Origin of the sequence: Haloarcula sp. CBA1115 (assembly GCF_000827835.1) — an archaeon.
In the GTDB taxonomy this organism is placed as follows: Archaea; Halobacteriota; Halobacteria; order Halobacteriales; family Haloarculaceae; genus Haloarcula; species Haloarcula hispanica.
In genome coordinates, this window is record NZ_CP010529.1 from 1353049 (window position 1) to 1366543 (window position 13495).

Annotated in this window: 14 protein-coding genes and 2 tRNA genes; 12 read left to right on the plus strand and 4 right to left on the minus strand. The window is 64.9% G+C overall.

The annotated features are described in order from the left end of the window. Position 1 precedes the first annotated feature (1 nt). Both SG26_RS06680 and SG26_RS06685 read right to left on the minus strand, forming a co-directional pair. Complete coding sequence (locus SG26_RS06680) at positions 2–1567, minus strand: DNA-directed RNA polymerase subunit B'' (protein ID WP_050037162.1); 1566 nt, start codon at positions 1565–1567, stop codon at positions 2–4. Next, positions 1567–1794 carry a DNA-directed RNA polymerase subunit H gene (locus SG26_RS06685; protein WP_004959115.1) on the minus strand — a complete coding sequence of 76 codons (228 nt, stop codon included), beginning with the start codon at positions 1792–1794 and terminating at the stop codon, positions 1567–1569. The genes SG26_RS06680 and SG26_RS06685 overlap by 1 nt, the downstream gene beginning before the upstream one ends. Before the next feature lie 276 nt (positions 1795–2070). Here SG26_RS06685 and SG26_RS06690 point away from each other — a divergent pair. The 7 genes from SG26_RS06690 (at position 2071) to SG26_RS06720 (ending at position 6299) form a co-directional block, all read left to right on the plus strand. After that, positions 2071–2143 (plus strand) — tRNA-Asp (locus tag SG26_RS06690). 51 nt (positions 2144–2194) lie between these two features. Beyond that, a tRNA-Asp gene (locus SG26_RS06695) sits at positions 2195–2267 on the plus strand. Positions 2268–2824: 557 nt separating this feature from the next. Continuing rightward, positions 2825–3478 carry a hypothetical protein gene (locus SG26_RS06700; RefSeq protein ID WP_005537126.1) on the plus strand — a complete coding sequence of 218 codons (654 nt, stop codon included), beginning with the start codon at positions 2825–2827 and terminating at the stop codon, positions 3476–3478. Between the two features lie 117 nt (positions 3479–3595). Further along, complete coding sequence (locus SG26_RS06705) at positions 3596–3892, plus strand: winged helix-turn-helix transcriptional regulator (RefSeq protein ID WP_170832126.1); 297 nt, start codon at positions 3596–3598, stop codon at positions 3890–3892. Between the two features lie 74 nt (positions 3893–3966). Continuing rightward, on the plus strand, positions 3967–4455 hold the full coding sequence (locus SG26_RS06710) for a metallophosphoesterase family protein (protein ID WP_014041495.1): 489 nt from the start codon (positions 3967–3969) through the stop codon (positions 4453–4455). A gap of 106 nt (positions 4456–4561) precedes the next feature. Continuing rightward, a complete protein-coding gene (locus SG26_RS06715; RefSeq protein WP_014041496.1) occupies positions 4562–5335 on the plus strand; it encodes a coenzyme F420-0:L-glutamate ligase in 774 nt (257 codons plus the stop codon). Further along, on the plus strand, positions 5322–6299 hold the full coding sequence (locus SG26_RS06720; protein ID WP_050037163.1) for a 5,10-methylenetetrahydromethanopterin reductase: 978 nt from the start codon (positions 5322–5324) through the stop codon (positions 6297–6299). Before SG26_RS06715 ends, SG26_RS06720 begins: the two co-directional genes overlap by 14 nt. On the opposite strand, the gene SG26_RS06725 is transcribed toward SG26_RS06720, so the two are convergent. Further along, positions 6256–6474, minus strand: a complete 219-nt coding sequence (locus SG26_RS06725; protein WP_014041498.1) for a hypothetical protein — start codon at positions 6472–6474, stop codon at positions 6256–6258. The two genes, SG26_RS06720 and SG26_RS06725, sit on opposite strands and share 44 nt — an antisense overlap. 98 nt (positions 6475–6572) lie before the next feature. Continuing rightward, on the minus strand, positions 6573–7916 hold the full coding sequence (locus SG26_RS06730; RefSeq protein ID WP_050037164.1) for a tryptophanase: 1344 nt from the start codon (positions 7914–7916) through the stop codon (positions 6573–6575). A gap of 162 nt (positions 7917–8078) precedes the next feature. On the opposite strand from SG26_RS06730, the gene SG26_RS06735 reads away from it, so the two are divergent. The 5 genes from SG26_RS06735 to SG26_RS06755 all read left to right on the plus strand — a co-directional run bounded on the left by SG26_RS06735 (position 8079) and on the right by SG26_RS06755 (position 13460). Further along, the gene (locus SG26_RS06735; protein ID WP_014041500.1) at positions 8079–8762 is read left to right on the plus strand and encodes a class I SAM-dependent methyltransferase; all 684 of its coding nucleotides are present in this window, start codon (positions 8079–8081) and stop codon (positions 8760–8762) included. A gap of 73 nt (positions 8763–8835) precedes the next feature. After that, the gene (locus SG26_RS06740) at positions 8836–9105 is read left to right on the plus strand and encodes a hypothetical protein (protein WP_050037165.1); all 270 of its coding nucleotides are present in this window, start codon (positions 8836–8838) and stop codon (positions 9103–9105) included. Positions 9106–9298: 193 nt separating this feature from the next. Continuing rightward, entirely contained in the window at positions 9299–10258 is a 960-nt protein-coding gene (locus tag SG26_RS06745) for a MoxR family ATPase (protein ID WP_050037166.1), read from the plus strand. Next, positions 10255–11229 carry a DUF58 domain-containing protein gene (locus tag SG26_RS06750; RefSeq protein WP_050037167.1) on the plus strand — a complete coding sequence of 325 codons (975 nt, stop codon included), beginning with the start codon at positions 10255–10257 and terminating at the stop codon, positions 11227–11229. The genes SG26_RS06745 and SG26_RS06750 overlap by 4 nt, the downstream gene beginning before the upstream one ends. Then, positions 11226–13460 carry a DUF3488 and DUF4129 domain-containing transglutaminase family protein gene (locus tag SG26_RS06755; protein ID WP_050037168.1) on the plus strand — a complete coding sequence of 745 codons (2235 nt, stop codon included), beginning with the start codon at positions 11226–11228 and terminating at the stop codon, positions 13458–13460. The genes SG26_RS06750 and SG26_RS06755 overlap by 4 nt, the downstream gene beginning before the upstream one ends. Positions 13461–13495 lie beyond the last annotated feature (35 nt).

Below are 13495 nucleotides of genomic sequence, written 5' to 3' on the forward strand. Positions count from 1 at the left end.
ATTAATCGTCCGCGGGCTGCTGTTCTATCGACTCGATACCGGGGATGCCCTGGACCCCCATCTCTGCGAGTTCCTGTTTGAGACCCTGCGGGTCCGACACGTCCTGTGACAGCTCCATCGCCTGGGCGAAGTTCTTCACCAGCCCACAGTTGGGGCCTTCAGGCGTCTCGGAGGGACAGATACGACCCCACTGGGTCGCGTGCAGGTCCCGCGCTTCGAAGTGCGGCTGGGAACGACTGAGCGGCGAGCGCAGTCGCCGGAGGTGTGACAGCACCCCCATGAAGTCGGTCCGGTCGACCAGCTGGCTCACGCCGGAGCGGCCGCCGACCCAGTTCCCCGTCGCAATCGGGTGTTCGAGCCGCTCGGTCAGCACGTCCGAGCGAACGACTGTCGACACCGACAGCTGGCGGTTCCGCATGTTGGCCCGTTCGAGCTGGTACTTCACGTCCCGGGCGAGCTTGTTCAGCGCCGTCCGGAACAGGTCGGTCATCAGGTCGCCGCTGACCTTCAGCCGCTTGTTGGCGTAGTGGTCCTTGTCGTCGGATTCGCGACGGCCCAGTGCCAGTTCGAAACACGCCTCGGCCATCCGGCAGAGGTAGAAGGCCTTGTTGATACGGACTTCCTCTTCCTCGACGCCTTCCTCGTGCAGGTGCGGGAGGAGATAGCGGTCGATGACGTAGTTGGCCCGCTTGAGCTGGTAGTTCTTGCCCTGCCCGGAGGCGACACGCTTGCCCAGCGTCTCGATGGCTTCCTCGGTCGTCTGGACCTCGGCCTCCTCCAAGTTCTCCAGCATGAACTTCACGATTTCCGGGTCCTCGCTGACGCGGTGGACGATCTCCTCGTCCGACTCCAGCCCCAGCGCGCGGACCAGCGTGACGAAGTCGATACTGCCCGAAACGGACGGGAACGAGACTTCCAGCAGCCCGTCCCGGGTCCGTTCACACAGCACCAGCGCGCGGTAGCCACGGCGCTGGGAGAACGTCTTGGCGACCTGCACCTCGTCGCCGTACTTGGTGTCGTACTCGGCCAGAATCTTGTTCGGGGCGAGGTCCTCACTGGTCATCAGCACCCGCTCGGAGCCGTTGACACAGAAGTAGCCACCGGGGTCTGCAGGGTCCTCGCCGATGTCGATGAGCTCCTCGTCGGTGAAGCCCGCGATGTTGCACTTGTTCGACCCGACCATGATGGGCATCCGCCCGATTTTGGTCTCGGTCCGGTCGACGACTTCCTCCGGTTCCTCCTCGCCACCGCGGACGATGGCCATCTCCATGAACACCGGCGCGGAGTAGGTGATGTTGCGGAGGCGGGCCTCCTGCGGGTACAGCAGTTCCTCGCTGCCGTCGGCCTCGCGAACCCGTGGGGTGACGACGCGGACGTCGCCCAGTTCGACCCACACCGGTTCCTGCCCTTCCTTGTCACCGATGTCGGTCTCGATGGTCTCTTTCTCGTCGACGACCTGCTGCATCCCTCGGTCGAGGAAGGCGTTGAACGAGCGGAAGTGGTGTTCGGCGAGTCGTTCCTTGGCGAAATATTCACGCGATATAGCGCGGCGATCTTGTGTGTTCATTATTCTACCACCAGTCGATACACGACGGCTTCATCCGTCGTTCTGGAGTCGCGGACGATCCGAACCACGTCACCGACTTCGGCGTCATCGGGCAGCGCCTTGTCGGTGCGCTTGATCTTCGGAAGGTCCGTCTTCTTGATTTCATACTCCGTGAGTACTGCTTCGAGGTCGTCCTCGTCGACGACACTGTGGTCTGGGACGAGGTCGTGTTGACTTACATCTACCATGTGTGTGCGTGTGCGTTTGGCCTGCTGCTGGAGAAGGTGGCTGTCACGAGATACTACAGGGCCGTACTGTCGGGGTGCATATAACACTTACCAAGTCGCTCTGCCGTGGCTATCGGACCCGCCCACCCTCGCGGACTGCGGGCGTGGTTGCTCCTACCAATCACATGAAGCAGACCGGACATAGAACTTTGGGTCCCGTCATGTGCACTCATCACGGGGCGGATTTCTTTGGAAAGTCTTAATACCGACACCAAGGTACGAAGAAATGCAACGAAGGCCCGGATGGTGTAGTGGCCCATCATACGACCCTGTCACGGTCGTGACGCGGGTTCAAATCCCGCTCCGGGCGTTCCTATTGCGACCTAACTGACGAGCACCGTGCAGTATGTGCTCGTAGGCTGCCCGGATGGTGTAGTGGCCCATCATACGACCCTGTCACGGTCGTGACGCGGGTTCAAATCCCGCTCCGGGCGTTTCTATTTCGAACGATTCCGACGAGCACCGCTTAGCGTGTACTCGCCATCGTGAGCGATGAAACGCACAACAGGGATTTGAACCCTGGAAGTCGCAGCGCCGAACGGAGTGAGGCGACCGTCTTCCGTCGGTTCAAATCCCGCTCCGGGCGTTTCTCTGAATTTGACTCGGTGAGCGACGCGTTTCATCGCGTCGTGATCGCTCACTCCGTTCCGGGCCCCGTTTCAGTGGCTGTCCAGCAAGCAGTAAACACCGCTTACTGGTCGATAAAACGGCATATACTGATATTACACGCCCGGCACAATAGCAGACGTCCGGGGAAGTGCCCCCCTTGGCCTGTCATAGTGTCCGTCCACCGGGGTCGGACGTGCTATCACTTCACGCGGGATGGCATATGTTTTGTGTTGGTTGTAATACTGTCGGCTGTAACTATTTCAAGATATTCGTCACCTCAGGGTGGCGAAATTCTTCACAGACGTACAGCCGACAGTATAAGCCGTGCGGATTAGCGGCTGCCAGCGACAAACTGTTTACGAGGCCCCGCAAAAGAGGGGCCATGGAGGACGTGGATGGCGAGGAAATGCCCGGCGCGATCGTCGAGGCGTTCCTCGAACGCGAGGAGGGCGTCCGGGCGCTGCTTGAGGAACTGGAGAAGCTCACTATCGAGGGCCGTCACGAGGAGGTCCGCGACCGCGTTCGCAATCTGGCCGACAGCGACGAGTCAGTGTTTTACACCGTAGCGTTTAGCCTCACCAACTCCCGGCAGTTCTTTGGCGACGTGGAGGCACAACTGGACGTGACCGCCGCGGACCGGCTTCGGGACCTCGCCGACACGTTTCCCGCGCTGGCCGAGCCGTTCAACATCGTCCGAACGGAGCGGGCGGACGACCGCCTCAATCCGGTGACGGACACGAGCTACGCCGTGAGCTACCACCGCGGGGTCGAGTCGCCGATGGTGACATACAGCCCGCTGTCGGGCGAACAGGAGCTGTACGAGTCCCGCGGAACGCCAAGCGAGGTGTTGCGGGTGGCGTCTGACCTCACGAGCGCGACGACCGACGCGCTGGACGTGGCGATGGATAACGACTACTCGGTCAACACGGAGGAGCTGAGCGCGCTCATCGACCGCCGTGAAGAACTGGAGACGGAGCTGAGCAAGCTCCGGGACCAGCTCGACGAGCTTCGCCGGACGCCGGTCTCGGACGAGTAGCGACTGATGGTTCACATAGGTAGAGAGCGGTACAGAGGGACAACCCGCGTCGCAGTGCCGCAACTGAGGCGTTTATGTGTCACGACCCTAAATGCACAGATACGATTTGCTATGGGAATGGACCGACTGGAAGATCAGGTCGAGAAGGAGGGGCGGGACCTGTCGATCCTCGAAGCCGTCATCGAGAACGGGCCGATCGGTATCGTTCGGCTCGCCGAGGAGACAGGGGTCCCGAAACACAAGGTGCGGTACTCGCTGCGGATGCTGGAAGACGACGAACTCATCGAGCCGACGCCGCAGGGAGCGATTCCGGTGGACAACATCGACGAGCGGGTCGCAACAATCAATGGCGGCATTGATCGACTGGTCGAGCAGTTGGACGGACTGCGGGACGTGTTTTCGTCCACAGAGTAGCGCCGCCACAGCGATCGGTCGGCACCCGTTTCCGTGGCAGAAACCCTTTTTGAACGCCGACGCGATGGATTTGTATGGATGTCGCTCTCATCAGCGATTCGCACATTCCCTCCCGGGAACACGAAATCCCGCCGTCGTTCCGGGAGCGCATCGAAGTCGCGGACCACGTCATCCACGCCGGTGACTTCGACAGCAAGGGGGCGCTCGCTGACATCCGCCACATGGCGACGGGGCTGACCGCCGTCTCGGGCAACATCGACCCACAGATCGGATTGCCGGAGCGGGCGACAGTCGAACTCGGCGGCGTCACGTTCGTCGTGACACACGGCACCGGGTCGCCGCGGGGCTGGGCGGACCGTGTCGCCGCTGCGGTCCGCGACGAGGCCGACAGCAGTGCCGTCGGCGTCGCCGGCCACACCCACGAACTGACGGACACTGTCTACGAGGGTGTGCGGCTCCTGAACCCTGGCAGCGTCACGGGCGCATCGCCGGCCAGCCGACCGACGATGCTGACGGCGACGGTCGAGGACGGCACGCTCGACGTGCACCAATACGAGCTGTAAGGCCTCGGCTGTCGCGGTTCGCTCCCGCGTACCGGCAGCTGTTGCCACTGTTGGCCGGCTTTGCAGCGAACGCGGGTCTTTTTCCCGCAGGGACCGCAGGAACGGTATGGAAGTCTTCGCGGTCGAAGGGTTGCCCGAGGTCCGCCCCGGGGACGACGTGGCAGGGCTGCTCGTCGAGCAGGCCGACCTCCGGGACGACGACGTGATCTGTGTCGCCAGCACTATCGTTTCCAAGGCCAACGGACGCGGCCGGTCGCTATCGTCGTACGAGCCGAGCGCGCGTGCCGAGCGCATCGCGGCGACCATCGAGGACATCGCCGGTGAGGAGAAAGACCCGCGAATGGCACAGGCGATTCTCGATGAGTGTACTGAGGTGCTGGTCGAAGCCCCCTTCATCCTCGGCGTGACGGAGTTCGGGCATATCACCGTCAACGCGGGCATCGACCGCTCGAACGTGCCCGGCGCGGACCTCCTCTTGCTCCCCGAGAATCCGACGGCCGAGGCCGAAGCCATCCGTGCTGGCATCCGCGAACAAGCGGGCGTCGAACCCAGCGTTATCGTCACCGACACGTCGGGGCGGCCGTTCCGACTCGGCCAGCGCGGCGTCGCACTGGGCTGGGCCGGGCTCCCTGCCTCTCGGGACTGGCGGGGCGAACACGACCGCGACGGCCGCGAACTCGAAGCCACCGTCCAGGCCGTTGTCGACGAACTCGCCGCCGCGGCCAACCTCGTCACCGGCGAAGGCGACGGCGGAACGCCCGTCGCAGTCGTCCGCGATTTCGACTTCGGCGACCACGCGGGCAGCGAGCAACTGTTCCGCGACCCGGAGAAGGACGTAGTCAGACAAGCACTCAGAGACTGGTCTCATGTACGCGATTGAACTCACCCCGGAACACCCGGTCGCACAGCTCGCCTCGCTTGCCGAACAGGCCGAATCGAACGCGCTCGACGCCGTGTACGTCAGCCATCACTACAACAACCGCGACCAGTTCATGTCGCTGACCGCGATGGCCGAACGGACCGAAGAGATACTGCTCGGTCCCGGCATCGCCAACCCCTACGAGACGCATCCAGTGACGCTGGCCTCGCGGGTGGCGACGCTGGAGGAACTGAGCGATGGCCGGGCCGTCTTCGGTATCGGGCCGGGAGACAAATCGACGCTCAGCAACCTCGGCTTCGACCACAACGACGCCCTGCGTCGCGTGCTTGAGACGTTCACGACGGCCCGGAAGCTCTGGGACGGCGAGCGGGTCGACCACGACGGGACGTTCGAGGCCGTCGACGCCGGGCTGAACTACGAGGTCGGCGATATTCCGGTGTACGTCGGTGCACAGGGGCCACACATGACCCGGATGGCGGCGAAACACGCCGACGGCGCGCTGTACAACGGCGCGCACCCGAAAGACCTCGCGTGGGCACGCGAGCAAGTAGAAGAGATGGCCGACGAACGGCCCGAGGAGTACGGCGAGTTCGACCTCGCGGCCTACGCCAGCGTCTCGGTCGCCGAGGACGAGGCCGAGGCGCGGGAAGCCGCCCGGCCACCGGTCGCGTTCGTCGCCGCGGGGTCGCCGCCGCCGGTGCTCGACCGCCACGGCATCGACCACGACGCCGCCGCCGACATCGGGGCGGCGATTTCGGCCGGCGAGTTCCCGGCCGCGTTCGAGGGTGTGACGGAGGCGATGCTGGACGCGTTCTGTATCGCCGGAACGCCGGAGACGGTGGCCGAGCGCACGGCAGAATTAGAAGAATATGCCGACAGTATCGTGTTCGCGTCGCCGCTCGGGCCGGACGTCGAGACGGCTATCGATTTGCTTGGGGCGGTCCTCGACCGCCGGAGCCACTGAACAGCGACAGCACGGCCCCCAGCGACAGGTACCCGAAGAAGACGACCGAGACGGTCGTGATGACGGCACCGACGGCGAGCATGAGTGCCGCCAGCGGGTCGTTCAGTGCCACGTCGATGAACCAGCCGGGCATGTCGATGATGCTCTGGAGCAGTTCCGACAGCAGTCCTTGCATTACCTGAACGTTAGCGTGGCCCTACTTTGTGTTTGCGTTCCCGGCCACAACGTGGTTGCTCGTGGGTCGCTGTCGTCCGGGGCCACGGGCGAACGACCCTACGCAACGGGCTCGAGTTCCGCTGAGAAGTGTCTGAGTTCTTCCATCGGTGGCTCCCAGACGATTTTCAGGCCAGTGTACTCGTCGCGACAGTCGCGAACGCGAGCAGCGGTCTCCGCGATGTGTTCGAGGTGTTCTCGCCAGTACGTCCGGCGAGGAAGGGCAAGCCGAACGAGTTCTGGGCGGTCGGTGCCGGGGAAGGCAAACGAACCGAGTTCGACTGTCCGGACGCCGCCTTCGCGGTAGAGTTCGCAGACGAGCCGCTGCCCGGGGAACTGGTCGGCGGGGATGTCCGGGAGCAGGGCGGCCGCATCGATGTAGACGGCGTGGCCGCCGGTCGGCGTGACGATCGGGATATCGCGCTCACGCAGGAGGTCGCCGAGGGTCGCGACTTGTTCGATCCGCTCGGCGACGTACGGCGGTTGGACCGCTTCCCGCAGACCGGTGGCCATCGCTTCGAGGTCACGACCTGCGAGACCGCCGTATGTCGGGAACCCTTCGTAGAGGATCGCGCGCTGTTTGCACTGTTCGAACAGGGAAGTGTCGCGGACGGCCGTGAACCCGCCGATGTTTGCGAGGGCATCCTTTTTCCCGCTCATCGTGATTGCGTCCGCGGGGCGTAACTGCTCGCGAGCGATCTCACTGAGGGGCGTGTCGGCGTATTCGGGGTCCCGTTGCTTGATGAACTGTGCGTTTTCGGCGAACCGACAGGCGTCAATGACGAACGTTGCGTCGATTTCCGTGGCGAAGGCGGCCGTCTCGCGGATGTTCGCCATCGACACTGGCTGGCCGGCGGCGGAGTTGTTCGTGATCGTCAGGACGACAGCCGAGACGGCGTCCTGCCCGTACTCCTCGACAGCGTCCCACCCTCGCTCTGTGGCGAAGTTGCCGGCAAACGTCCCGACGCTATCAGTGGTCAGGTCCGTCTCTGCCGGGCAGTCGACTGCAGTAGCGCCTTGATTCGTTACGTGTGCGCGGGTGGTGTCAAAATGCGTGTTGTTGAGCACGACGTCACCCTCGTCCAGTAGCGCCCCGAACAGGACGTTCTCCGCGCCGCGGCCCTGATGTGTCGGCACCACGCGGTCGAATCCCATCACGTCAGCGACCGCCTCACGGAAGCGTTCGAACGAGCGCGAACCGGCGTAGGCCTCGTCCCCGCGGACCACGTCCGCCCACTGGTCGTCGCTCATCGCGCCAGTCCCCGAATCAGTCAACAGGTCGATAAAGACATCATCCGCAGCGAGGTTGAAGACGTTGTGTCCGGCTTCGCTGAGCGCGGTCTCACGTCGCTCACGGGGCGGAAGCTGTATCGACGTTACCGATTTAGCCTTGTACGAGCGCATGCTGTGTCGCAGTACGCCGATTGACTTATTCCCCATCTGATATTTTGTGTACAGAGGTGGGCTGAGATGTCCATCACCAGACGGGTACGGCTATCGGTGGACACGTCTTTCTGGCAGGCCAAAATAGCGGGCATTTTGAGGCCAGAACTGCTGGAGGGACGTATGAGCGTTCGCGAGGAATTCGACGCGTGGGCGGCCGAAGGCAAAGACAGAGGGATGGAAGACCGGCACTGGCACACCGCCAAGCACGTCCTCGCCCGGATGCCGGTCGAACCGGGCGACACGGTACTCGACCTCGGTACTGGCTCGGGCTACGCGCTCCGTGCACTCCGTGACACCAACGACGCCGGCCCCTGCTACGGGCTCGACGGGTCACCGGAGATGCTCCGGAACGCCCGCGAGTACACGGACGACAACGGTATCGGGTTCCTGCGTGGCGACTTCGACGCGTTGCCGTTTGCGACCGACAGCATCGACCATGTGTTCTCGATGGAGGCGTTCTACTACGCCAGTGATCCGCCACACACCCTCGAAGAAATCGCGCGAGTGCTGCGACCGGGCGGGACCGCCCACATCGCGGTGAACTACTACGAGGAGAACGTCCACTCCCACGAGTGGCAGGAGTTCATCGACATCGAGATGACCCGCTGGAGCGGCCCGGAGTACCGCGAGGCCTTCCGCGAGGCCGGCCTAGCCGTTGCGTCGCAGGACACGATCCCCGACCGCGAGGTGGAGATTCCGCCGGCAGATGCGTTCCCCACGGACGAGTTCGAGACCCGCGAGGCGATGGTCGAGCGCTACCGCGAACTGGGGACGTTGCTGACCGTCGGCGTCGCCACCGAATAACGAGGTAGGCATCAGAGCACGGCGTCGGTACGACCGACAGGGTATTTTGTGACCGCAACCAAAACCAGGGTGTATGGCCGAAGACGCCTCGCTGGAGGACTTTCTCGACGATAGCAGCGAGAGCGAGGACGAGGGGGACGACGGTATTTCTGCGGGAGACGATACTGTAGGGATGGAGAGCGAAGCCCCCGATTCCGGAGCCTCGACTGACGCGGTCGACCCGGCCGTGACGACGTACGCGTGGTCGCCCGAGGGAGCGGCGTGTGACGAGTGTGGCGAGGTCGTCGAGCGCCGGTGGACACAGGACGGGCTCCTCGTCTGTGGGGCCTGTAAGTCCTGGTGAACGGCGCTACTGGCCGTCAAACGGATGTGTGTTTCTCTCACCCATCCACAGAGTTACATGCGCTCACGCCGTAGGCGTGGCTACAACTGACCGGCCCGGAGGATGTGGCACCCACACAAGACACTTACTGGTCGACAGGGCAGACTATCCCACCAGTCCCCGTGCCAAGGCGTCGTCCCACGAGATCGCGACTATGACAGATACTGACACCTCACGCAGTCAACAGTCGGACAGTCCCCTCCGCGACGCCACACGCGTCGCCAATCAGGTGATCGAAAACGTCGAGCAGGTCATCGTCGGGCAACACGACGCAATCGAGCACATCGTGACGGCGGTGCTCGGCCGCGGACACATTCTACTTGAGGACGTCCCCGGCGTCGGCAAGACGATGCTGGCCCGCTCCGTCGCGGCCTCCTTCGACGGCGAGTTCAAGCGCGTCCAGTTCACACCGGACCTGCTGCCGACCGACGTGACCGGCGTCAACGTCTACAACCAGAAGACCCAGGAGTTCGAGTTCCGGCCCGGCCCCATCTTCGCCAACGTCGTCCTCGGTGACGAGATCAACCGCGCCCCGCCGAAGACGCAGTCGGCGCTGCTTGAGGCGATGGAAGAACAGCAGGTGTCCGTCGACGGGACCACACATCCCGTGCCACAGCCGTTTACCGTCATCGCCACGCAGAACACGGTCGAGCAGAACCGGGCCTACGACCTGCCGATGGCCGAGCTCGACCGGTTCATGACGAAGCTGCACCTCGGGTACCCGGACGAGGCGGCGGAGACGGAGATGCTGGGTGACGTGGTGGGCCACCATCCCATCGAGGACCTCACGTCGGTCGCTACCCTCGAAGCGCTGTCTGCCGCCAGGGAGACGGTGGCGGACGTAACCGTCGAGGAACCCATTCGCTCGTACGCGACCCGGCTGGCGCGGTACACGCGGGAGAACGCGCAACTGGGCGTCAGCCCGCGGGGGAGCATCTCCCTCCTGCGGGCGGCACAGGCCCGGGCCGTCCTCGACGGCCGCAGTTACGTCATCCCCGACGACATCCAGACGGAAGCGCCGGTCGTCCTCCCGCATCGCATCCGCACCGAGAGCAGCGAGCAGAACGCCCGGGAACTCGTCGCGGAGGCACTCGATACCGTCTACGTCGAATGAGACCGACGCGCCGCGGTTTCGCCGTCCTCGCCGTCGCCGTTGCCGCCCTCCTCGTCAGTGCCAGATTCGGCCAGCCTGGGCTCACTGCTGTCGCCGGCCCGCTGTTCGTCGGCGTGTTCGCCGCCGCCGTCCAGGTTCGCTGGAGCGGCGCGCCGACCGTCGAACGGAGCCGACTCCGCCGTGGCTTCCCCGGCGAGACGAAACCCGTCGAGTTCCATGTCGACGGCAGCGGCATCGCGACAGTCACCGACCGGCTCTCCGAGGGGTTAGAGGGGGAGACGACAGTCACTAAATCCCTGCCCGCGACGGTGACCTACCGAGTCACCTACACGGCCCGGGGCGAGCAACAGGTCGGCCCCGTCGAAGCGACGGTGACGGACGCACTGGGACTCATCAGAGAGCGCTACACCATCGAGAGCAAGGCCGACGTACTGGTGTATCCGCCCGTCTACCGACTGGGCGGCACGGACGCGTTCGCGCGGACGTTCACACCGGAGAACGAGGACCGGCAGTCGTTTGACCGACTGCGAGAGTACGTCAGCGGCGACTCCTTGCGGAACGTCCACTGGAAGTCAAGCGCCAAGCGCGAGGACCTGTTAGTCAAGGAGTTCACTGACAACCGGAGCGACCGGACCCTGCTCGTTGCCGCGGAAGCCCAGCGGGGCCACGCCGACGAGATGGCCGCCGCGGCGGCGACGATCACGATGGCCGCGCTGGAGAGTGGTCTCGCCGTCGAACTCGCCGTCCCGAACGGCGCGGTCGAACAGGGGTACGGCGACACCCACCGAACGCGACTGCTCGAACTGCTGGCCCGGGCTGACGCGGGCCAGACCGGCCGGACAGACGACGCCGACGTGATTGTCACAGCCAACGGCGACGGGGTCACGGTGTCGGTCGACGGCCGCCGCCAGTCCTTCGCTGCTGTGACCGCCAGTCGGGACAACCCCATCGCAGGCGAGGTGAACGGATGAGCGCCGTCGTCGTGGAACGAATCCGCCGCCGAGTCCCGTGGAGCGGGTCACGAACGTTGGCGCTGCTTGCGGCGGCGCTGGCCATCGGTGCGCCGCTGCGGACGATGTACTATCTCAGCGACGTAGTCGGCGACCCGACTCTGTTTCTGGCGCTCACCGCGCTCTCGCTCGTCGGTGCGACGCTGCTGGCTCGCGTGCTCAGACCGCCCCTCGCGGTCGCTGTCGGCGCAGTGCTGTTCGCCGGCGGTCTCGGTGCGTACATCCTGAACCTCTCGACGAATCCGGCAGTGACGGAGCTGTTGGCCGACACCGCCGCTCTGCTGACCGGACGGTCACTGCTCCAGATTGCCAAGGTCAGGCTGTGGGTGCTGTCGTTCGCGCCGGCACCGGTGTTTCTGACCTGGTACTTCGCCTTGCGGCGCTGGTACGTGACGGCGACGGTGGCGGCCGGCACGGCGCTGGCGTTCTTCGCCCTGACGACCGACGCCGGCGTGGTGACGACGCTGCTGGGCGTGGTCGGCATCGCGGCGACCATCGGCTTCGGGACGCTCGATACGCTGTCGGCGGACGAGCCGGCGGACCTGACGAAGCGACCCGATGCGATGTCCGGCAGCAGCGAGACGGGACAGACGGACGACGACAGCGAGGGCATCGACGCCGGGCGGCGAGCCGTCCTCGAACAACTGGCGGCGATAATCGTCGTCCCGGCGGCGCTCTCGCAGGTCCCGATCACCCGGGATAGTTTGCTGTCGTACGATGATGGGTCGGACGGCCAGACCGTCGAAGGGAGCCTCTTCGACGCCGGGGAGTCCCTCTCGGTGCTCGGGAGCATCTCGTTGACGCCGGAGATACGGTACACGGTCGAAAGCGAGGAACCGCGCTACTGGCGGGTCGCCTCCTACGACCGCTACACCGGCAACGGGTGGGTGCGGACGGGGAACCCCATCCCGTACGACGACCAGCGCCTCGACTCTCCTGAGGGAGAGACCCGGACACTTCGACAGGAGTTCCGGGCGGAGTCGACCATCGGGACCGTCCCGGCCGCCTGGAAGCCCGTCCGTTACTCGGGGGAGCCGTCGGTACTGGTCTCCAGCGAGGGCGGGTTCCAGCCTAACGGTACGCTGTCGACGGGCGACAGCTACGAGGTCAGGAGCGAACTGCTCGTGGCGACGCCCGACGGGCTGCGCGGGGCCGGCACTGACTACGACGACGCGTCCGCGGAGCTGTACACTCAACTCCCCGACAGCACGCCGGATCGGGTCGCCGAACGGACGTCCATCCTCACCGCGAACGCCGAAAACCCCTACGAGACGGCACTGGTCGTCGAGCGGTGGCTCCAGGAGAGCAAGGGCTACTCGCTGGAGGTCGACCGACCCGACTTCAACGTCGCCGACGCCTTCCTCTTCGAGATGGACGAGGGGTACTGTGTCTACTTCGCGACGACGATGGTGACGATGCTCCGGACACAAGGCATTCCAGCGCGCATGACCGTCGGCTACACGTCCGGCCAGCGAATCGACGAGAACCAGTGGGTTGTGCGCGGGCTCAACTCCCACGCCTGGGTCGAGGTGTACTTCCCCGACCAGGGCTGGGTGCAGTTCGACCCGACGCCGTCCGGGCCGCGCGAGGCGGTCAGGCAGCAGCGTATCGAGGAGGCGAGTTCGGACGAATCGTCACCCACTGTCGGCGACGACAACCCGGTCGAACAGTACACGCCATCCGACACGTCGACACCCGCCCCGCTGACCGAGACCGACGAAACCGAGGCCGAGCCGACTGAGACACCAACGGCCACAGAAACCGACACGCCAACCGGCACTGCAAGGGAGCCGGGCACGGGCGACGATGCGGGGCCGAGCCTGCCGGACCTCCCGTCACGCGAGGAGATGACGCTCGGCGTCGTTGCACTGCTCGGTATCGCGGCGGGCGCGCGTCGGTCCGGCCTCAGCGGGCGAGCCTACCGGGCAGTGTGGCTGCGCTACCAGCGCCGCGTGGACCCCGAGACCGACATCGAGCGAGCGTTCCAGCGGGCCATGTACGTCCTTGCGACGGAACACCGGGACCGCGAGAGCGGTGAGACAGTCCGGGCGTATCTCGACGCGATAGAGGCCGACGACCGGGTCCGTCGGCTGGCGGCGCTACGGGAACGACTCCGGTACGGCGGCGAGGTCGATGAAGCGGTTGCCGACGAGGCCGTCGAAATCGCTGATAGAATCGTCTCCGCCCGGTAGTCCCCGACAGTGTTTAATAGGTCGTGTTCGTAGGC